Annotated in this window: 15 protein-coding genes and 6 tRNA genes; 16 read left to right on the plus strand and 5 right to left on the minus strand. The window is 46.5% G+C overall.

Annotated features, from left to right (window positions below; all coding sequences use genetic code 11):
* Positions 1-101 precede the first annotated feature (101 nt).
* From KV201_RS02345 to KV201_RS02385, 9 genes are all read left to right on the plus strand, one after another.
* Positions 102-192 (plus strand) — tRNA-Ser (locus tag KV201_RS02345).
* A gap of 526 nt (positions 193-718) precedes the next feature.
* A tRNA-Ser gene (locus KV201_RS02350) sits at positions 719-809 on the plus strand.
* A gap of 418 nt (positions 810-1,227) precedes the next feature.
* Entirely contained in the window at positions 1,228-1,872 is a 645-nt protein-coding gene (uvrY, locus tag KV201_RS02355) for a UvrY/SirA/GacA family response regulator transcription factor (protein ID WP_006082070.1), read from the plus strand.
* 103 nt (positions 1,873-1,975) lie between these two features.
* Entirely contained in the window at positions 1,976-3,805 is a 1,830-nt protein-coding gene (gene uvrC / locus KV201_RS02360) for an excinuclease ABC subunit UvrC (RefSeq protein ID WP_226058406.1), read from the plus strand.
* Positions 3,806-3,852: 47 nt separating this feature from the next.
* The gene (gene pgsA, locus KV201_RS02365; RefSeq protein ID WP_006082068.1) at positions 3,853-4,401 is read left to right on the plus strand and encodes a CDP-diacylglycerol--glycerol-3-phosphate 3-phosphatidyltransferase; all 549 of its coding nucleotides are present in this window, start codon (positions 3,853-3,855) and stop codon (positions 4,399-4,401) included.
* A gap of 220 nt (positions 4,402-4,621) precedes the next feature.
* Positions 4,622-4,697, plus strand: a tRNA-Gly gene (locus tag KV201_RS02370).
* Positions 4,698-4,741: 44 nt separating this feature from the next.
* Positions 4,742-4,815, plus strand: a tRNA-Cys gene (locus KV201_RS02375).
* A gap of 49 nt (positions 4,816-4,864) precedes the next feature.
* A tRNA-Leu gene (locus KV201_RS02380) sits at positions 4,865-4,951 on the plus strand.
* A gap of 140 nt (positions 4,952-5,091) precedes the next feature.
* Positions 5,092-5,178: transfer RNA gene (locus KV201_RS02385), tRNA-Leu, on the plus strand.
* 728 nt (positions 5,179-5,906) lie between these two features.
* Here the strand turns inward: KV201_RS02385 and KV201_RS02390 are convergent.
* Positions 5,907-7,496, minus strand: coding sequence for a glucan biosynthesis protein G (locus KV201_RS02390; protein ID WP_011847051.1), 1,590 nt, complete (start codon positions 7,494-7,496; stop codon positions 5,907-5,909).
* 572 nt (positions 7,497-8,068) lie between these two features.
* On the minus strand, positions 8,069-8,782 hold the full coding sequence (gene pepE / locus KV201_RS02395; RefSeq protein WP_226058407.1) for a dipeptidase PepE: 714 nt from the start codon (positions 8,780-8,782) through the stop codon (positions 8,069-8,071).
* Between the two features lie 286 nt (positions 8,783-9,068).
* On the opposite strand from pepE, the gene htpX reads away from it, so the two are divergent.
* A complete protein-coding gene (htpX, locus tag KV201_RS02400) occupies positions 9,069-9,932 on the plus strand; it encodes a protease HtpX (protein WP_012089480.1) in 864 nt (287 codons plus the stop codon).
* Between the two features lie 231 nt (positions 9,933-10,163).
* Here the strand turns inward: htpX and KV201_RS02405 are convergent, their stop codons facing one another.
* Entirely contained in the window at positions 10,164-11,099 is a 936-nt protein-coding gene (locus KV201_RS02405; protein ID WP_226058408.1) for a LysR family transcriptional regulator ArgP, read from the minus strand.
* Between the two features lie 125 nt (positions 11,100-11,224).
* On the opposite strand from KV201_RS02405, the gene KV201_RS02410 reads away from it, so the two are divergent.
* Positions 11,225-11,842, plus strand: coding sequence for a LysE/ArgO family amino acid transporter (locus KV201_RS02410; protein ID WP_006082063.1), 618 nt, complete (start codon positions 11,225-11,227; stop codon positions 11,840-11,842).
* Between the two features lie 245 nt (positions 11,843-12,087).
* Here the strand turns inward: KV201_RS02410 and bcp are convergent, their stop codons facing one another.
* Both bcp and KV201_RS02420 read right to left on the minus strand, forming a co-directional pair.
* Complete coding sequence (bcp, locus tag KV201_RS02415; RefSeq protein WP_226058409.1) at positions 12,088-12,555, minus strand: thioredoxin-dependent thiol peroxidase; 468 nt, start codon at positions 12,553-12,555, stop codon at positions 12,088-12,090.
* 3 nt (positions 12,556-12,558) lie between these two features.
* Positions 12,559-13,110: a glycine cleavage system protein R gene (locus tag KV201_RS02420; protein WP_006082061.1), complete on the minus strand. Its 552-nt coding sequence runs from the start codon at positions 13,108-13,110 to the stop codon at positions 12,559-12,561.
* Between the two features lie 172 nt (positions 13,111-13,282).
* Here KV201_RS02420 and dapA point away from each other — a divergent pair, with 172 nt between their 5' ends.
* The 5 genes from dapA to htpG all read left to right on the plus strand — a co-directional run bounded on the left by dapA (position 13,283) and on the right by htpG (position 21,918).
* Complete coding sequence (dapA, locus tag KV201_RS02425; protein WP_006082060.1) at positions 13,283-14,167, plus strand: 4-hydroxy-tetrahydrodipicolinate synthase; 885 nt, start codon at positions 13,283-13,285, stop codon at positions 14,165-14,167.
* 3 nt (positions 14,168-14,170) lie between these two features.
* Positions 14,171-15,268: an outer membrane protein assembly factor BamC gene (gene bamC, locus KV201_RS02430; protein WP_006082059.1), complete on the plus strand. Its 1,098-nt coding sequence runs from the start codon at positions 14,171-14,173 to the stop codon at positions 15,266-15,268.
* Between the two features lie 369 nt (positions 15,269-15,637).
* On the plus strand, positions 15,638-16,720 hold the full coding sequence (locus tag KV201_RS02435; protein ID WP_006082058.1) for an efflux RND transporter periplasmic adaptor subunit: 1,083 nt from the start codon (positions 15,638-15,640) through the stop codon (positions 16,718-16,720).
* The gene (locus KV201_RS02440) at positions 16,717-19,812 is read left to right on the plus strand and encodes an efflux RND transporter permease subunit (RefSeq protein WP_226058410.1); all 3,096 of its coding nucleotides are present in this window, start codon (positions 16,717-16,719) and stop codon (positions 19,810-19,812) included. Before KV201_RS02435 ends, KV201_RS02440 begins: the two co-directional genes overlap by 4 nt.
* Positions 19,813-20,004: 192 nt before the next feature.
* Positions 20,005-21,918: a molecular chaperone HtpG gene (htpG, locus tag KV201_RS02445; RefSeq protein WP_006086212.1), complete on the plus strand. Its 1,914-nt coding sequence runs from the start codon at positions 20,005-20,007 to the stop codon at positions 21,916-21,918.
* Positions 21,919-22,018: the final 100 nt, after the last annotated feature.

Here is a 22,018-nt window from a genome sequence, read left to right on the forward strand (position 1 = left end):
CGATATTTTTAAGCGGATTGGATGTAGATTGACCATGTAGATTGCTTTTTTAAATTAAGGGTTTACAGCGGAGTAGGAGATAGCTATTATCTCGCTCGTTCGGAGGGGTGGCAGAGTGGTTTAATGCACCGGTCTTGAAAACCGGCGTGGGTTTATAGCCCACCTAGGGTTCAAATCCCTACTCCTCCGCCATATTTAGTCAAAAAAGCCGCTAATCATTAGCGGCTTTTTTGCATTTTGGAGTGTGAACCCTGAGTTCCATATTCGAGGCACAACTCCTGCGCCATATTTCACGGAAAAGCCATCTGCATCGATGGCCTTTTCCGTTTATGCAGTTGTCACCTTGGGCTTCTCGTCCCAACACTTCATTTTTAACGCTATTCAGCGACTCATAAATTAGTTACCTATTTGCATTTAAGTTAGTTTTTCCAGAACTCATCACTATGTCTTTTTGACATGTGCTGACTGGATTTTATTTATCGCGGGTATATCCTTCCTGAGAGTGCTTTGTTGTTGATTGACTTCAATCTGCTACTTTATTTATAAGGCAGTGTGATTGAGCAAAATATATAAAGCTTGATGTGAGTCGTTTATCCATTCAAGCCCTTTACTGTTTAACTGCTTTTGACCTAAGTGAATATGAAATAGTCAATTAACACGATTAAGCATAAATTTAAGTTTACAGTGGCAGCAGAGATCGCTATTATCTCGCTCGTTCGGAGGGGTGGCAGAGTGGTTTAATGCACCGGTCTTGAAAACCGGCGTGGGTTTATAGCCCACCTAGGGTTCAAATCCCTACTCCTCCGCCATATTTAGTCAAAAAAGCCGCTAATCATTAGCGGCTTTTTTGCATCTTGCAGTTTTAACTCCAGACTTCTCATTTTAAGCGCAGCTCCTTCGTCAAATGTCACGGGAAAAGCCATCTGCATCGATGGCTTTTTTGCTTATCTTGAAGAAATAACAACCGATTTGCTAAATACTTTACTATCGATTCAACAAGGATTTTAGGCTGATAATGCTTGGGTTATTGCTTCGTTTTTAAACGCTTTTTATTGGTATGCTATTCTGGAATCCTTTCTTTAAATATCATCTAGTTAACAATGTTGAATTTATGCTTTGCGAAATGGGGTTGTTGGGCTAAATTAGCTTTATGAACTCGTTATCCGTCTGCTGTGTTGCTTTGTTTAACGCGCGGATCGAGCTGTAAATTGTAAAAGGTGGGTTAAGTTGATTTCGATATATTTGGTTGACGATCATGAGCTTGTGAGAACTGGGATCCGCCGCATCTTGGAAGATGAACGTGGGATCAAAGTGGTGGGCGAAGCCCCTGATGGTGAGACTGCGGTGCAGTGGGCTCGCCAAAACGAAGCCGATGTGATCTTAATGGACATGAATATGCCTGGGATGGGCGGACTGGAAGCCACTCGAAAAATTCTACGTTATCAACCCCATGCTAAAATTATTGTGTTGACTGTGCACACGGAAGATCCGTTCCCTAGCAAAGTTATGCAGGCCGGCGCTTCGGGTTATTTGACGAAAGGGGCGACGCCGCCGGAAGTATTGCAGGCGATACGTCAGGTGTCTCGCGGCCAACGTTATTTATCCCCTGAAATTGCCCAACAGATGGCGCTGAGTCAGTTTAATCCCGCCGATGAAAACCCGTTTAAGTCTTTGTCTGAACGTGAGTTACAGATCATGTTGATGATCACCAACGGCGAGAAGGTAAACGATATTTCTGAGCAGCTGAACTTAAGCCCTAAAACGGTTAACAGCTACCGTTACCGCCTATTTGCCAAACTGGGGATCAGTGGTGATGTCGAGCTAACGCGGTTAGCTATTCGCTATAAGATGTTGGATGCTGGCCATTTTTAATAGTAAGTGGATTGCGTTGGTCGATGGCTTGAATCGAGTGAGTTCGTGGGTTAAATGTTGCTATGTTGTCTGTGTTAAGTCTGCAAAACTGTGGGTGTAAATGATGTCGAATGAATTTAACGCCCAAAGTTTTTTACGTACGGTTTCATCCTCCGCTGGGGTTTATCGCATGTATGACGTTAAGAATGACGTCATTTATGTGGGTAAAGCCAAAGATCTCAAAAAACGGCTTACCTCGTATTTTCGTAAAAACCTCGCTAATGTTAAGACCCAAGCCTTAGTCTCGCATATTCACCATATTGATGTGACGCTGACCCACAGCGAAACCGATGCTCTGTTGCTTGAGAATGATTACATCAAGCAATACATGCCAAAATACAATGTGTTATTGCGTGATGACAAATCTTATCCTTACATACTGTTAAGCCAGCACGAACACCCAAGGCTTGCTTATCATCGTGGTCCGCAGCGGGAAAAAGGCCACTATTTTGGCCCTTATCCTAACGGCGGCGCCGTGCGTGAAAGCCTGCATTTAATGCAGAAGCTGTTTCCAATTCGTCAATGTGACGACCTTTACTACAAGTCTCGCTCACGCCCCTGTTTGCAATATCAACTTTCCCGTTGCAGCGCGCCCTGTGTGGGTAAAGTCAGCAACGCCGATTACGACGAGCAAGTGAAACTCGCCAGCCTGTTTTTAAAGGGCAAAGATCAGCAAGTGATCAGCGCCTTGGTTGACAAAATGGAGCTTGCGGCTGAGCGACAAGCTTATGAGCAAGCTGCACGATTTCGCGATCAGATCATGGCGCTGCGTAAAGTCGCCGAACAACAGGAAGTATCGAATAATAAAGGCGATATGGATGTCATCGGTGTGCATTATTCGTCGGGCATCGCCTGTTTCCATTTGCTGTTTATCCGCGAGGGTAAAATCTTTGGTAGTCGCAGCTATTATCCTTCCGTGCCCGCCCAAACCGATATGGACGAAGTGCTGCGCTCTTTCATCCTGCAGTTTTATTTAAATGCGGATATTCAACGCACGATCCCAAAGGAAGTGGTGATTAGCCACAACTTTGAAGAATTACATGAACTTGAAGCGGCAATTTCAGATGCTTTAGATAAAAAGTTTTCGATTAAGACCAATGTGCGCGCCGACAGGGCAAGCTTCTTACGGTTAGCGGTGACCAATGCGACCAATGCTGTGGTTACGCGCTTGTCCCATAAAAATACGGTCGAGCAGCGTTTTGTGTTACTCGAAGAAATCCTTGAATTGAGTGCGCCTATTCAACGGATGGAATGTTTTGATATCAGTCATACCATGGGGGAGAGCACAGTTGCCTCCTGTGTGGTATTCAATCGGGAAGGGCCGCATAAAGGTGAATATCGTCGCTATAATATCGAGGGAATTACACCGGGCGATGATTACGCGGCAATGAAGCAAGCGGTGAGCCGACGCTTCGATAAGATTGAGGCGGGCGGTAAAATCCCTGACATTCTGTTTATCGATGGTGGGCTTGGGCAGTTGCGTATCGCCCAGAAGATAGTGGATGAAAAGTTTGTCCATTTAGATAAAGCACCGCAGCTCATTGGGGTGGCGAAAGGTGAGGGCCGTAAACCTGGGCTCGAAACCTTGATTTTAGGGGATACAGAAACCAGCTTTTCCCTCGAAGGTGATTCGCCCGCGTTGCACCTTATTCAACATATTCGCGATGAGTCCCATCGATTCGCGATAGCTGGCCATCGTAATCGTCGCCAGAAAACCCGCAATACTTCCACATTGGAATCTATTCCAGGAATTGGCCCTAAACGCCGTAAAGCTTTGTTACAGCATTTAGGTGGGTTGCAAGAAGTGAAAGGGGCAAGTGTGGCGGAATTAGTCAAAGTACCAGGGATCAGCATAGAAATGGCACAAACCATTCATGATGCATTGCGAGGGTGATAAAATTAAGGCAAGATTGGCGCTGCTTTTGACTAACTGGTTTGATCATGCCGTTTAACTTACCCATAGCATTAACTCTTTTCAGGCTTTTTTTACTGCCCATCTTTGTGGTGCTGTTTTATTTACCCTACGACTGGACCCCTTTTGTTGCCGCCTTCACCTTTTGGCTCGCGGCGTTAACGGATGCATTAGATGGTTATGCTGCCCGTAAATTGAAGCAATTAACCCGTTTTGGTGCTTTCCTCGATCCAGTCGCTGACAAGTTGATGGTGATCACAGCCTTAGTGTTGTTAGTCGATCAATACGCCAATATCTGGCTAACGATGCCAGCACTGTTTATGATAGGTCGCGAGATTGTCATTTCAGCGTTGAGAGAATGGATGGCTGAAATTGGTAAGCGTGGCACTGTCGCCGTGTCTTGGATTGGTAAATATAAGACTGCCGCGCAAATGGTGGCGATTATCGGCCTGATTTGGCAATACAATCCTTTAATGACCAATGCAGCGTTTGTGCTGTTATATATCGCCGCAGTATTAACTTTTTGGTCAATGATGAGTTACATTTTAGCCGCTTGGAAAGATCTTACCGCGGAATAGCGCAATAAAAAATCAAAGAGATTATTTAGTGTGCAAGCAGTAAGTTATCGATAAAACAGCGGTTGACACTGGGTGGTAAATCGGTAGAATGCCACCCCGTAGACAAGAGACGATGTGAAAACAAAATCTTAACGCTACTGAATATTGAAATGTAATATTCGCTCAGCTGATAAGGTGAAATACAATACCTTATTTACTTGAGTAAATAGTAAAACAAAATGCGACATTAGCTCAGTTGGTAGAGCGATACCTTGCCAAGGTATAGGTCATCGGTTCGAACCCGATATGTCGCTCCAATATTCTTGAAGTCTGATTCTGGTTAATCCGAGTTAGCAACTATGGCGCGATGGCAGAATGGCTATGCTGCGGATTGCAAATCCGTCGATCTCGGTTCGACTCCGGGTCGCGCCTCCATAGATTAACGTATTAATGACACGATTCCCGTCGTTAATATAAAGAGTTTGCCCGAGTGGTGGAATCGGTAGACACAAGGGATTTAAAATCCCTCGCTGGTAACAGCGTGCCAGTTCAAGTCTGGCCTCGGGTACCATTATTTTTGATGATAATGGTAAAAATAAAATCCTAAGCTTCAATAGGTTTTTATTAAAGATTTGATTGTTGTATTAAGCGTTAGCTACATAGAGTTAATAATATTTTTGACATGATTCCCGTCATTGATATTTAGAGTTTGCCCGAGTGGTGGAATCGGTAGACACAAGGGATTTAAAATCCCTCGCTGGTAACAGCGTGCCAGTTCAAGTCTGGCCTCGGGTACCAAATAGCATAAAGCCTCAACGAAAGTTGAGGCTTTTTTGCATCTGGATTCCCACATTTAGTCAGTATTGTTCGCGAGAGGTTTAAGGCCAAACTTGACTGACACGCTTGGCGTGCCGCTGCCGATACCAGCTTAGGTCTTGTCTCGGATGCTAGTATTCTGTATGAATAGCATAAGGCCTCAACGAAAGTTGAGGCCTTTTTGAATCTAGAATCCTACTTTTGGTTATCATTCTTCACATATGTTTAAGGCTAAGCTTGACTGTCACGCTGGGTTCGCAGTTTCCAATACAAGATATGGCTATCAATGTGTTGGACTAGTCTCGCTAGCTTTAGTTAGCAGGGCTTCTTGCTGCGGGCTAGTCATGGGGCGGAGTGCTGAAAACCATTGCATCACGTAACAGCGGTACGTTAGAAGCTGATAGCATCAACTTGAAGCAAGCCAGTAGTATGCTGATGTAACTCTTTGTGCAGAGAAGTCAGAGCGATAAGGCGTGAGATTATTTCGGCTGAAACGCAGGTCGTGAGTTTTTTGCTTTGGTTTAACCTATTTATGCTTGAGATAAACCTAGGAATAGAAAACCTATCAATAAAATCTATCAATAACATCTATCGATAAAATCCTAGGCATAAAAAAGCGCCAGTAAAGACTGACGCTTTTATTAACCCTATCTTTTTATTAACGCTATAGGGTCGGTTTATGCTCGCTAAGCAAGGGAACTAATTAAGCTCTATTGCCAATCGTCGCTATTCCAGCGGTATAACCAAGTCGCTGCTAGAGGTTTATCGTCTTTCTTCAACTGTAATCTCAGTTCGGCTACATTGGTGCTTTCTGGTTCGAAGCTGACAAATACCCGTGCACCATTGATGTCAGGGTGGGCAACAATCCGAGTAGACAGGATTTTGCCTTTGTTGATACTGGCATCGATACTAATCTTATCAATATCTTGTGACTTGATATTACTAAAGTCGACGAGTAACTCTTTACCCTTGCTGAGCACTTGCCCCTTCGAACTGCGGACCACTCGAGCCTTTGACGCGATTGAAGGGCTGTCGTTTGATGCCGTCATACGATAGGAATATTTATAGGGTTGATCTTTCTTCAGGCCGCCTTGAGGCTCCCAATAGGCGACTATGTTGTCGTTGGTTTCAGCACTCGATGGGATTTCAATCAACACCAGCTGGCCCTTGCCCCAATCATTAAGTGGCTCAATCCACGCTGAAGGGCGAAGTTGATAGTTTGCACTCAGATCTTGATAGTCTTCGAACTTACGGTGGCGCTGGATCAGACCAAAACCCTTAATATCTTCATCGGCAAAGGCGCTGACTTGCAGTTTGTTGGGATTATTTAAGGGGCGCCATAGACGCTCGCCATTACCGCGATCGATTTGCAAGCCGTCTGAGTTGTGTACTTCAGGGCGGTAATCGGGTTTATCTGAGTTATCTAATCCACCAAACAGGAACATAGAGGTCAGCGGCGCAAGGCCAACATGTTGAATATCTTTGCGTGGGAACAGGGTTACATCCACTTCGACACGTGATGGTGCGCCAGGGTAAATACCAAAACGATAGGCGCCCGTCACACTTTGGCTGTCGAGCAGGGCATGTACCACAATTGCCGTTTGGTATTTGGATGGTCGTTCAACCCAAAAACGCTTAAACAATGGATATTCTTCGCCTTTAGGTTGGGCGACATCTATCGCTAAACCGCGATTAGACAGGCCATAGGTTTGCCCTTTAGACAGAACGCGAAAATAGCTCGCGCCTTGAAACATGATGAATTCATCTTTTACTTCATCGTCATTGATGGGGTAATGCAAACGCACGCCAGCATATTGGCCCAATTGGGTGATGAGTTTTTCGATGGCGTCACTGGGCACATCGAACGAGGCCTCGGTGAGTTCAATCGGTATCGCTTTGCTGTTTTCGACCACGTCGATGTCGACGAGGTTTTTATAGAGAAAACCCGGAGCAAAAAGCTGTACCGAAAATTTAGTGGGTGTACCGCCCCAAATCGCGGCATTTTCTTGATAATTGATTTTGCCATAGGTGGCAAAATCAAGATCGATCAGTTCTTGAGGCGCTTTCTTGGCTTCTTTAAATGGTTTTTGCGACAGTTGTTGCGCGAGTTCGACTACAGTATCGTGGGTAAAATTTTTAGATTTTTTTTCTGGGGCAGGCGCAGGTGCTGCGGTTGTCTCTGCGGCTGCGGCATTGACGTTATTCATGCCGACGACGTAGACGATGGCGGTCAAGATGAAAAAAGGTAGTTTTTTGAGTAATGCCGGATAACCGGTAGGGTAATTCATCGTATGATTCATTCGCAAAATGGAAACTCCTTACTAAAATGACGCTGATTCATAGGCACAATATATGCTTCAGTCTATCTAATCCCTAAATATTAATAACTTGTCTGCTACAAAATCCTCAGTTGTGGGATCTGACTCGCTGAGGTGAGCGGTAATTTTACCTGTGTAGCAGGATATTTGTAACATAAATTATGATTAGTGCTATTTAGGTGCTGCTCTGGATACTTTACTGTGTTGTTTAGTTATCAATAACAGTAATTGCGAATGTGCTCGGCGGTAGTAATAGTCAGTGGTAGTAACACGTAGTAATCGCTCAGTGGTAGTAATTGTTCTTTGGTAGTAATAGCTCAGTGGTAATAAAGAGCGTGGTGAAAACGCGCTTGGCTAAGTTAACTTAGCACTGATTCAAACGAGTGGCGTTGTTACAGAGCCGTGGCAGCGTAAATGTTAGGATTTGAAAAAAAACAGACAAGCGTATTAGGGCTCAAGCTATAGGAAGTAATAACTTAGGCTCATCGTTTTTCCTGTGAGCCTATTTAGATGCGCTATACGGTTGCTAGCTTGAATATTAAGACCTTAGTAAATTAGGACTTGAGTAAGTGCGACAGATCGCTGCCCACAGGGATAGGGATTTCTTGCTGTTCTCCGCAGAATAAATACGCCGGTTGGTCACCTAAGAGTGAGAGTTTGTCTCCCTGACGCCACAGAGCTGAGCCTTCGACTATGCCGACCACAGGGGTTAATGGGTCGACTTTAGTGAATTCTAATAACCGCTGGGCACGGGTTTCACCATTGTGGCCCGGTGCTTGGTAATTGGAATAATGCGGATTGAGCTGGAACGGCACTAAGTTTAACGCCTTGAACGACGGCGGCTCAATGATGGGCATATCATTCGTGGTGCGAATGCTCAGTCCCGATACGTTAGAACCCGCACTCCAGCCGATATAAGGTTTACCAAGGGCGACTTGTTCACCAATCAGCGTTACCAGATCATAGCGATATAGTTGGTGCAACAAATGAAAAGTGTTACCGCCGCCGATTAAAATCCCATCGGCATCTTTTATCGCTTGCTGAGGATCGGGATGCTGATGAATGCCACTGATATCGAGTTCAAGCTCACTTAATCCTGTCACTACAGACGCTAAATAAGTGTCATAACTCATGCTGACGCCAGCATAGGGGATAAAAATCCATTTTTGCGCGTTGGTGGTAAGCGGTTTAATAAAAGGGATCGCGTGGGCAAGATAAGGTGTATCACCGACACGAGAGCTGCTCAGTAGTAGGGCATTGATTGTCATTTTGTATCCTGAAATCTCGGAGTGTGCAGGCATGTTAACAAAGATTAATCCCGATAAACATAGAGAAATAAAGCAGAATTGCGCTGTAGCGCCGATAGCCGCTAGATTTAAGTTTCGATTAATATAGTGACCCTAGACTCTCGCTCCATGAAAGACAGTGCCTTTATACGAGAAAGATAACCTAATTTAAAAACTCTTTTCTTTTACCACTTGAATTTCGATGATTAGGACATATTATGTCTTTGAACAAAGTTAAATGGCACATTCTTGCCCTAAAGGAGCTGAAATGAAGCGTATATTTTTATTGATTGCGACTAACCTAGCTGTGTTGCTAGTAGCCTCAATTGTAATGTCTATTCTAGGCGTGAACACGTCTACTATGGGTGGACTGCTGGTGTTCGCTGCCATTTTTGGATTCGGTGGGGCCTTTATCAGCTTAGCCATTTCAAAATGGATGGCGAAAAAGACCATGGGTTGTGAAGTGATCACCACCCCACGTGACAGTACCGAACGTTGGTTAGTAGAGACGGTTGCCCGTCAAGCTAAACAAGCGGGGATTAAAATGCCAGAAGTGGCGATTTATCAATCATCCGACATGAACGCGTTCGCTACAGGCCCAAGCAAAGACAATTCATTAGTGGCTGTGAGTACGGGTCTGTTATATGGCATGAGCCAAGATGAAATCGAAGGCGTATTGGCCCACGAAGTGAGCCACGTTGCTAACGGTGACATGGTGACCTTGACACTGATCCAAGGTGTGGTTAACACCTTCGTTATCTTCGCGGCCCGTGTGGTTGCAGGCATTATCAACAACTTTGTGTCGAGCAATGATGAAGAAGGCGAAGGTTTAGGCATGTTTGCTTACATGGCCGTGGTTTTCGTGCTGGATATGCTATTCGGTATCTTGGCTTCAATCATCGTCGCTTACTTCTCACGTATTCGTGAGTACAAAGCCGATGAAGGCGCGGCCCGTTTAGCGGGTAAAGGCAAGATGATTGCTGCGCTTGAGCGTTTACGCCAAGGTCCAGAAAGCACGGCAATGCCTGCACAAATGTCTGCCTTTGGTATTAACGGCAAACGTTCAATGGCGGAAATGATGATGAGTCATCCTCCATTAGAAAAACGTATTGCAGCGTTAAGAGCAAGCTAATAAAGAGAGAGTTAGGTTTAAGTTTTAAGCCTCACTTGAGATTAGATCTATGACTCTCAATATCGGGCTCAAACTTTGGTTTGAGCCCGATTTTTTTATGCCTGCCATTTAACTCACATTTGATGAAGCAAAAAGGCGCCGCTATGAGAATCATCACTCCGCGTTAAACACCATCGCGGGTAAATCGCTGAAGATTCATGCGGGTTGTGCGTTCATTATTGCTGCAACAAATCATACCTGCAGTAAATTGTGTTGCGCGGTTGCCGCAAGGGCGCGATAGACCAGTGTCGTTTGCTTCGCCTTAATATTCCAATGCTGCCAAAACAGTGGCACGCGCATGCGCCGCTCTGGCGTGAGCTCAATCAGTATTCCTTGATCGATTAATGGCTTAGCTTGCAGATGACCGACGAGTCCATAACCTAAGCTTAAGTTAATCGCTTCTAAAAAACTTTCTGAAGAGGGGATTGTATGCTGCCACCATTGCCCTGGCGTCATATTGAAATATTGGGCGAGAAACTTCTCGTGCAGCTTATCTTTGGTGGAGAACACCACTGCTGGCGCCTTTGCTAACTGAGCTTGGCTAATGCCATTAAACAGCTGAGTGTCGCTAAGCGATAGCGAGTCTCTCGGCTCACCAAAATAGCGCGCGGCAAATTCGGGCGTGGCCACACACAAATATTCCATAGTGCCTAAAAACTCACTGCTGCAACCTGCCATCGGCACCTCAGTTGTGGTGACGCAGCCGACCGCTTCACCGTTTTTTAATAGATGATGGGTGTAAGACTCGTCATCGACAATCAATTCCAATAGCCAAGCATGGCGGCTGAACATGCCTGCCAGCGCAGGTAAAAACCAAGTGGCTAAACTGTCGGCATTCACAGCGATGCGCACTGTGGTTGGATGGTTGGGATCGTCGGCGTCCATCTCGGCTCTTAATTCACTCTCAAGTAATTGCACCTGTGAATAGTGGCGCAGCAGACGTTTACCTGTGGGTGTCGCAACCACGGGATTGGAGCGAATAAGTAATGACTGACCGACTTTTTCCTCAAGCTGCCGAATGCGTTGCGATACCGCCGACTGGGTGATGTGCAGCACTTTAGCGGCGCGATCGAAACCGCCTTCCGAGACAACAACGGCGAGGGCTTTGAGATTGGCGTATTCCAGCATAGTCATCCTTAATCGATGTGCATTTGATGGTTATTAATTTTACTTATGATACATAAAAAACATTAGTTATATTAATTTTGTTGTTTTGACTATGCTAGCGCCTTCTTCGAACATGAGAGGTGGTTATGCAAGCGGCATTTATACAAGGTATGGGAATTGGTGGCAGTTTGATTATTGCTGTGGGCGCGCAAAATGCCTTTGTGCTCAAGCAAGGCATTAAGCGTTCGTACACGTTACCGATTGCCTTGCTCTGCTCTATGATTGATGCGCTGATGATCACTGCGGGTGTGGCGGGGCTGGGGCACATTATTGAATCTTTCCCGACCATTAAGCATGTGGCGAGTTTCGGTGGCGCCGCGTTTCTACTCTGGTACGGTGCAAATGCGCTCAAGGCGTCGTTTGTGGCCAAGGGCATTGAGATGGAGCAGGCAGATAATGCCGATACCTTCAAAAAGGCCGTGTTGACTACGCTTGGGATCAGTCTGCTTAATCCGCATTTGTACCTCGACACTGTGGTGTTACTCGGCAGTATCAGCACTCAATTTGATGATTTACATCGACCTTGGTTTGGCGCAGGCGCCGTGTTGGCATCGTTTATTTGGTTCTTCGGCTTAAGTTTTGGTGCGCGTTTGCTGGCGCCTATTTTTACTCGCCCAGCGGCATGGCGTTACCTTGACCGTTTTATATGGCTAACCATGTGGAGCATTGCCGCCGCGATTATTTGGCCCTATGTGGCAGGATAAACCGACGCTGAGATGCTATGACATGTGGGCATGGCTGAATGCATTTGCGGAATTTTTGCTCGGTTGGACAGTATGTTGTGATACGAAAGTGAAAATTTTTCATGAAAAAGGTCCTGATTTCAGGACCTTTTCGTTATCGATTGCCGATTATTTATTCAGCCTACCGACATCAACTGACGACGTTTACACTTTACTGCCGATTAAAGCAGCAGCTTGACGTGTCTTATTCGTCGTCATATCAGCCATTAACCCGCGATTTGCGCTAGTACGACTTCATGGTGATCTTTGGTTTTAAACTTATCGAAAACGTGGGCAATAGTGCCATCGGTATTGATTAGGAAGCTTAATCTGTGGATGCCATCATAGGTTTTACCCATGAATTTTTTCTCACCCCAGACCCCAAAAGCATCGGCGACACTGTGGTCTTCATCGCTCAGTAAAGTGAAGTTGAGTGCTTGTTTTTCAGCAAATTTGGCCAGCTTAGCCACAGGATCTGGGCTAATACCAAATACCGTCACATTATGGCTATCGAGCGCTGCTTTGCTGTCACGTAGACCGCAGGCTTGCACTGTGCAACCCGGGGTTGCTGCTTTAGGGTAAAAGTACACTAAAACAGGACCTTGCTTAAGGCTGTCGACCAGTGAAACTGACGTGCCATGTTGATCCTGCAGGGTAAATTGAGGCGCTTTTGCCCCAGCCGTTAAGGTATTCATCTATTATCCTCTGTCCTCTAAAATGGCTGTGCCTTCCATACGACGAATAGTGCAATCTAAGGTCATATCTTGGGCGAGTTGATAGATACTCTGTTCGAGTTTTTCTAGTTCAACTTTTTCAGGAATATTAATGGTCAGCGACACGTTTTGCGTCTGCTCACTGTCAGGTAATTCTTCGGAGAAAGAGCGCACTGCAGCCAGATCTAATGACCTGTCGGCAAGGAACTGGGTAATGCGTTTTATCGTGCCGCGCTGGTCTTTACCCGTGAAGCGAACTTCAAGGCGAGAAAGGTAATTTTGTGGTGTGTGTTTAGAGGTACGTTTCATCACTGTCATCAGTTCTAACTCGACACAGAGACTGGGGAGCATGCTTTCAATTTTCGTTATTGATGCCCACGAGCCTGACAACATCATGATAAGGGTAAATTCGTTACCAAATAATGCCATACGGCTGTCGACGATATCGCAGTCACAGTCACTGGCAAGACGAGCTAGTTTACTTACGAGTCCAGGACGGTCGAGACCCATCGCTGTTACGACCAGGAAATTGGTCATGAATTTTCCTCACTTTTTCGATATCATAGAGCGAAAACTCAGGGTTGAAGCTGAGTTTTTGTGCGGGATGTAATGCTACCATAACTAATTCAATTTGAGAGCCCCGTTAATGCTTGTCATTAGTGGTTGGCATCAGTACCATAGCGAATCCTGAAATCTTGGGGAAAGTCAGATGATAAACGGAAGCATCGTAGCCTTAATCACGCCAATGAACAGTGATGGCTCAGTAGATTTTGCAAGTCTTGAAAGGTTAGTCGAATTCCATATTGACCAAGGCACAGATGCCATTGTGGCCGTTGGTACTACTGGCGAGTCAGCGACTCTGCCTATGTCTGAGCATGTAACGGTCGTTTCACAAACCGTTAAATTTGCTGCGGGCCGCGTTCCTGTCATTGGTGGTAATGGTGCCAATGCCACATCTGAAGCCGTTGAGCTCACCAAGTCCTTATCTAAGGTGGGTGTTGCCGCTATGCTTGGCGTAACGCCATATTATAATAAGCCAACTCCTAAGGGATTGATTGCGCATTATAAAGCCGTGGCTGCCAGCACAGATATTCCACAAATTCTTTATAATGTCCCTGGCCGTACTGCCGTTGATATGTTGCCAGAAACCGTTGCCGAGTTAGTCAGCGTTAGCAACATTATTGGCGTGAAAGAAGCGACCGGTGACTTATCCCGTGTAAAACGTCTGCGCGAACTGTGCGGCGACGATTTCCTTTTGTATAGCGGCGATGATGCCACTGCCAGAGAGTTCTTACTCTTAGGCGGCAATGGCGTGATTTCAGTGGCGAACAACATAGTGCCACAAGCCTTTAAAGCTATGTGTGATGCGGCGCTTGCCGGTAATGCTGAGCTTGCGCTGAGCATAGACACACCACTGCGCGGTTTATACAGCACACTCTTTTGTGAAGCCAATCCTATCCCTGTTAAATGGGCTGCCCATCGCATGGGTTTGATTGAATGTGGCCATATTCGTTTACCTTTGACTGAACTTTCTGAGCAATGTCATGGTCTGTTGATAGAAGCAATGACTCGTGCCCAGATAGAGGTTAAATAATTAATGTTAAAGAAAGTCACCCCACTGATCTTAGTTGCTGCCGTTGCAGCCTGTAGTTCGCCACTTGATCGCCGTCAAGCGAATGGTACTGAAGACTATGTTCAGGCTGAGCAAGCGCCTTTGCTTAAGATCCCTGCCGGATTAAAAACACCGCCCTACAATAAAGAATTCGATGTGCCAGCATTGGGCCCTAAAGCCAATGCGACTGTCTACGGTAAAAATTTGGATATTCGTCCGCCACTGCAAGTACTGCCTATGGCTGAAGGTACTCACGTGGAAGAGGGCAGCGATAACATTAAAATCGTGGTCGAATCTATCGACAATACAGTGGACTTGAAACAAGAGATCTTTAGCAACTTAGATGGTTTCTTGGCCCAAAAAGGTATCGCTGTTCGTAGCCGTGATTTTGATAAAGGCAACATAGAAACCGATTGGATCGAAAGTCGCGAAGTGATCGAATCAAACATGTGGGGTTCAGATAAAGTTTATCTGCTGCGCCAACGCTATCGTTTCGATGTGGAAACACGTCCACATGGCCGCACTGCCAATATCGTTATTCACTTAGTTGAACACGAAGAGTTTTACGACGATAAAGCACAAAACGTGTTACTAAGCGGCGAAGATAAGCAAAGATACACGATTGATATGCTGAACAGTGCCATCGCCTACATCAGTGTTAAACGTGACCAATCTATTCAAGCGAACCGTTTGAAGCAAACCTTAGGTATCAATGTCGATTTAGTCACGCCAGAAGAAGGCAAAGCCTACTGGTCTGCTAAAGCCCCGTACAAACAAGTGTGGGATCGTCTGCGTATCGTGCTGCCAGAAATGGGCTTCGAAATTGCCGATATGGATAGCGCGAAAGGATTGTACTTTATCAAGTTTGACGATAACTCAGGTTTCTGGAGTTCATTGTGGGGCGAAGATAAGTTAGCGCTAAAAGAAGGCAGCTACCGTTTACTGCTTGAAGATGGCGATACGCCTGAAGACACTAAGATCTTCCTCCGCGATGCTGAAGATCAGCCATTGAGCGATGAAGTCGTTACCAATGTGTATCAGTCACTGTCAAACCTGATGAAAGAAGAACGCAAACTGCGTTAATTTCAACGGTTGATGAGAGAAGGGCGAATTATCGCCCTTTTTTATTGGCTGCGATTTAGCGCTATGGAGCAGGTTTTGATGATTATCTAAGCAAACGGTGTTTTAGGGTTTAATTGTCTATACATCAATATTTTTTAAATGGTTTTAGCAATAAACTCCGCTGGATTTATCAATTGCAGAGCTAATCACTATCCACCCTCATTATCGTACTGCATTCTGGCCACTCCGCCATGTATATCGCCAAAGAGACTTAATCACACATATTTTGCACTATTGGCGTAATTTGTAAGAAAAAGTAAAACGTATTGATGCGATGATGTGAGTGAGTAAACTAGCCGTCATTAATGCGAGTCATCCCTTGGAAGCCCGATGAAAAAAATTATTCTAATAATCGCCCTATTGGCCGCGGCATGGTTTGGATATCAAGCCATGCAACCGCAAGAGATTGCCACCGCGCAAATGAAACTCATGCCTAACGTGGTGATTGCCACCGCCGCTATGGCACCTATTCGCGATGAAGTGGAAGCCATTGGCACCAACAAAGCCGCAGAATCTGTGACCATAACCCCTAAAGTCACTGACATGGTGATAGCACTGAAGTTTGATGATGGCGACATAGTCAAAAAGGGCGACTTGTTAGTCCAACTGCAAAATGCTGAGCAGATCGCTAAGGTTAAAGCCGCGCAAGTCAAAGTCAGTGATAATCAACGTGAATTCAACCGTATCAGTTCGTTAGTCACCAGCCGCACTGTGGCAGAGTTAGAACGCGACAGATTACAAACCCTTATCGATACCACCCGCGCAGAGCTTGAACAGGCGCAAGCATCACTCAATGATCGCAGTATTCTGGCGCCTTTTAATGGCCGTTTAGGTTTACGCCAAATCAGTGTCGGCAGCCTAGTGTCGCCCGGCACTGCTATCACCACCTTGGATGATATCTCTAAGATTAAACTCGATTTTTCAGTACCTGAGCGTTTTATTCAAGATTTAGCCCCAGGTAAGAAAGTTGAAGCTAAAGCCGTGGCCTTTCCTGATTTTACCTTCAAAGGCGTAGTGACCTCGATTGACAGCCGCGTAAACCCAACGACGCGCACTGTGATTGTCCGCGCCGAAATCCCCAATCCTGAGCTGCGTTTATTACCGGGCATGTTGATGAAGGTCAAACTCATAAAACGTAGCCGCGAAGCCTTGATGTTGCCAGAATCTGCCATTATCCCGATCCAAAATGATCACTTTGTTTACAGCGTTAATGCCGACAATGTGATTGAGCGTAAACAAGTCACTATCGGGATTCGTACCCGTGGTTGGGTGGAAATCTTAGACGGTTTAGCTTTGGGTGAAAACGTGGTGATCCGTGGCTTATTGAAAGTCCATCCTGGGGATAAAGTGCAAACGGAGTTCGCGGAAAAGTTTAGTTATCTAGCGGATACGAGCGCGGAGCCAAGTGTATGATCCTGACTGATCTCTCGGTAAAACGACCCGTATTTGCCTCAGTGATCAGCTTGCTGCTGGTCGCTTTTGGGCTTGTCTCCTTTGATAAATTGCCCCTGCGTGAATACCCAAACATCGATCCTCCTGTAGTATCTATCGACACTAACTACCGCGGCGCCAGTGCCGCCGTGGTAGAAAGCCGCATTACCCAATTGATTGAAGACAGGATCAGCGGCGTCGAAGGCATTCGGCACGTGAGCTCATCGAGCAGTGATGGCCGTTCATCCGTCACCTTAGAGTTTGATATTAGTCGTAATATTGAAGATGCGGCTAACGATGTCCGCGACCGTATTTCTGGCTTACTCGACAATTTACCCGAAGAAGCCGATCCCCCAGAAGTGCAAAAAGCCAATGGCGGCGATGAAGTAATCATGTGGCTCAATTTGGTGTCGGATCAAATGACGACTCTCGAATTGACCGATTACACCAACCGTTATTTAGCCGACCGCTTTTCTGTGGTCGATGGCGTGGCGCGAATGCGTATTGGTGGCGGTAAAGTGTATGCGATGCGGATATGGCTCGACAGACAAGCCTTGGCATCGCGCAGTTTAACGGTTGCCGATGTAGAGGCTGCGCTTAGAGCCGAGAACGTCGAGTTACCCGCAGGTTCGATTGAATCTAAGGAGCGGCACTTTACGGTGAGGCTCGAGCGGGGTTATCGCACCGCCGAAGATTTCGCAAATCTAGTGATCACCCAAGGGGAAGACGGTTACTTAGTTAAACTGGGGGATGTCGCGCGGGTGGAAATAGGCTCTGAAGAAGAGCGGATTATGTTCCGTGGTAACAAAGAGGCGATGATAGGTTTAGGCGTGTCTAAGCAGTCAACCGCCAATACCTTGGAAGTGGCGCGCGCGGTGAATGCGCTGGTTGATAAAATTAACCCAACCTTGCCAGCGGGCATGTCCATTAAGCGCAGCTACGATAGCTCAGTGTTCATCGAAGCCTCGATTAAAGAAGTGTACCAAACCCTGTTCACTGCGATGGTCTTAGTGATTATCGTGATTTATCTGTTCCTTGGCAGTGTGCGCGCCATGTTGATCCCCGCTATCACTGTGCCTGTATCCTTGCTCGGCACCTTTATTGTGCTGTATGCGCTTGGCTATACCATCAACCTCTTGACCTTATTGGCGATGATCCTTGCCATCGGCATGGTGGTGGACGATGCGATTGTGATGCTAGAAAACATCCATAGACGTATCGAAGAAGGGGACTCACCGCTCAAAGCCGCTTTTCTCGGTGCGCGTGAAGTGGCCTTTGCGGTCATCGCCACCACCTTAGTCTTGGTGGCAGTGTTTATGCCAATCACTTTCCTAGAGGGCGACTTAGGTAAACTATTCAAAGAGTTTGCAGTGACCATGAGTGCAGCGGTGCTGTTTTCAAGCATAGTCGCGCTAACACTAACACCTATGATGTGTTCTAAGTTACTCAAGCCGAGCTCGCAGGATTCTTGGTTGGTGCGTAAGGTCGACGGCATCATGACCAAAGTGTCAAACCGCTATCAATTGTCGTTAAAATCCGCCATGGCTCACCCGTTATTGATGTCGGTTTTGGTGTTGATCGCGTTAGGCTCTAGCGCCTATTTGGTCCAAAAAGTGCCGCAGGAATTTGCGCCGCAGGAAGACCGAGGCTCGTTATTCTTGATGGTCAACGGACCGCAAGGCGCGAGTTACGAATACATAGAATCCTACATGAATGAGGTGGAAAACCGTTTGATGCCGCTGGTCGACACGGGTGATATTAAACGTCTGCTGATCCGTGCTCCCCGTGGCTTTGGCCGCTCGGCGGATTTCTCTAACGGTATGGCTATCGTCGTGCTGGAAGATTGGGGTAAACGTCGCCCGGTGAAAGAAGTGATCGCAGACATTAACAAACGTCTTGTCGATCTCGCTGGGGTGCAAGCGTTTCCTGTGATGCGCCAAGCCTTTGGCCGTGGCGTCGGTAAACCTGTGCAGTTTGTGATTGGCGGCCCAAGCTACGAAGAGCTGGCCCGCTGGCGCGATATCATGATGCAAAAGGCGGCACAGAATCCTAAATTACTCGGCTTAGATCACGACTATAAAGAGACTAAGCCGCAGCTTCGTGTTGTCATCGACAGAGACAGAGCGGCAAGCCTTGGGGTATCGATTTCAAATATTGGCCGTACGCTGGAATCCATGCTGGGTTCACGTTTAGTCACGACCTTTATGCGTGACGGTGAAGAATACGATGTGATCATTGAAGGCGAGCGCGGTAATCAAAATACCGCAGCGGATCTGCAAAACATCTATGTGCGTTCCGAGCGGACTCAAGAACTTATCCCGCTGTCGAACTTAGTGACGGTGGAAGAGTTTGCCGACGCCAGTTCGCTTAACCGTTACAACCGTATGCGCGCGATCACCATAGAAGCCAGTTTAGAAGATGGTTATAGTCTAGGTGAGGCCCTTGATTATATGAATCAACTGGCGCGTGCTTATTTACCTGCAGAAGCGGTCATTAGCTACAAGGGCCAATCCCTCGATTATCAAGAGTCGGGTAGCTCTATGTACTTCGTGTTCTTGCTCGCGCTGGGGATTGTGTTCCTCGTGCTCGCGGCGCAGTTCGAGAGTTACATTCACCCTATGGTGATCATGCTTACCGTGCCACTGGCGACCGTGGGCGCGTTAATTGGTTTGTGGCTCACGGGGCAGAGTCTTAATATTTACAGTCAGATAGGTATTATTATGCTGGTCGGGTTGGCGGCGAAAAACGGCATCTTGATTGTCGAGTTTGCGAACCAATTGCGGGATAAAGGCGTTGATTTTGACAAGGCGATTATCCAAGCCTCGGCGCAGCGTTTACGACCTATTCTGATGACTGGCATCACTACCGCTGCTGGCGCTGTGCCTTTGGTTATGGCCGCAGGCGCGGGCGCTGAAACCCGTTTCGTGATTGGTGTAGTCGTGTTGTCGGGGATTTTATTGGCAACCCTATTCACTATCTTCGTGATCCCCGCCGCCTACGGACTGTTCGCCCGTAACAGCGGATCGCCCGAAGCCATAGCCCAACAGTTAGAAAAAGAATTAGCCCAAGACTAACGCCTCGCGTAGGCTGATGTTGAAAGTACACGAAAGTCCACATATAGGCGCTTGGTATTCATCAAGCGCCTTATTTTTCGCCATTCGAACCTCGTTTTAGCCCTTGCCCTTGAAAAGCAAATTTGGAGCCCCATTTAAGTAAACACTAAGCGTTACTTTTACCAAATTACGTAACAAATAAAGGAAAATTTCATGTCACAACAAGAAACTCATGGTTTTCAAACAGAAGTCAAACAGCTGTTGCATTTGATGATCCATTCTTTGTATTCCAACAAAGAAATTTTCTTGCGTGAACTGGTCTCCAACGCTGCGGATGCAGCGGACAAGCTGCGTTATCTGGCGTTGACCAATGATGCTCTGTATGAAGGCGACGGTGAACTGCGAGTCCGTATCAGTGCTGATAAAGAAAAAGGCACTGTGACCATCGAAGACAACGGCGTGGGTATGACCCGTGACGGCGTGATTGAGCATTTAGGCACAATTGCTAAGTCGGGCACCGCTGATTTCTTTAAAAATCTATCGGGCGAATCCTCAAAGGATTCACAGTTAATCGGCCAGTTCGGTGTCGGTTTCTATTCAGCCTTTATCGTGGCCAAGAAAGTCACGGTTCGCACTCGCGCTGCCGGTCATAAGGCCGATGAAGCTGTATTGTGGGAATCAGAAGGCGAGGGTAACTTCACCGTTGATACCATCACTAAGGCGAGCCGTGGTACTGAAATCACCCTGCACCTGCGTGATGAAGAAAAAGAATTTGCCGATGATTGGCGCCTGCGTTCAATCATCACTAAATACTCAGATCATATCTCTGTGCCGGTCGAAATGTGGCAAGAGGGTACGCCAGAAAGTGATGGTGCTGATGGCGAAAAAATTCCTGCGACCGAAGGTCAATGGAAAGTCATGAACAAAGCGACTGCTTTGTGGATGCGCAGCAAAGCTGACATCAGTGACGAAGAGTATCAAGAATTTTACAAACACATTTCTCACGATTATACCGACGCGCTACTGTGGAGCCATAATCGGGTAGAAGGTAAGCAAGAATACACTAACTTATTGTATATTCCTGCAAAAGCACCTTGGGATATGTGGAACCGCGACCGTAAGCACGGCCTGAAACTGTTTGTGCAACGTGTGTTCATCATGGATGATGCTGAGCAATTTATGCCATCTTATCTGCGCTTCGTGCAGGGCTTAATTGACTCAAACGATTTGCCGCTGAACGTATCCCGCGAAATTCTGCAGGATAACCACGTGACCAAAGCGATGCGTACTGGTATCACCAAACGTGTTCTTGGCATGCTGGAAAAACTGGCGAAAGACGATGCGGAAAAATATCAACAGTTCTGGGCTGAATTTGGCCAAGTGTTGAAAGAAGGGCCAGCGGAAGATTTCGCCAACCGCGAACGTATCGCAGGCTTATTACGTTTTGCCTCGACCCACACGGGCAGTGCTGCGCCGACTGTGTCACTCGATGACTACATCAGCCGCATGAAAGAAGGCCAAACTAAGATTTATTACATCGTTGCCGACAGCCATGAAGCCGCCGCTAACAGCCCACATTTAGAGTTGTTACGTAAGAAAGGCATCGAAGTCTTACTGATGTCAGAGCGTATCGACGAGTGGCTAATCAACCACTTAACTGAGTACAAAGAGAAACAACTGCACTCAGTGACCCGTGGTGATTTAGAACTTGGCGAGCTGGAAGATGCATCTGAAAAAGAAGCGCAAGAAAAGCTTGAGCAAGAATCGGTAGCTTTAGTTGAACGCATTAAAGCGGCATTAGGCTCGACTGTTGCGGATGTGAAAGTCACGTCACGCTTAACCGACACCCCAGCCTGTGTAGTGGCGGGTGAAGGCGAAATGTCGACTCAGATGATCAAGCTGATGCAAGCTGCGGGTCAACCTGTGCCAGAAGTGAAGCCGACATTTGAGATCAACCCAGCGCACCCATTAGTGTCGCGCTTAAATGATCTTCAAGATGAAGCCGCCTTCGCGGATTGGTCGAATCTGCTGCTGCAACAGGCACAATTGTCTGAAAAAGGTAGCCTTGCGGATCCATCGGCCTTTATCAAGCTGATGAACCAAATGTTGCTGGCTAATATGAAGTAAATGATGATCGGGGCCTTTCTTTGAACGGCCCCGATATTGTTTCTAGTGCAGGAAGAGTGGTTTGAGCCTAGCCTGTCACTCAATTCAAATACAAGCTGTT

The sequence above is a fragment of the Shewanella sp. SR1 genome, assembly GCF_020447145.1.
GTDB lineage: Bacteria > Pseudomonadota > Gammaproteobacteria > Enterobacterales > Shewanellaceae > Shewanella > Shewanella baltica.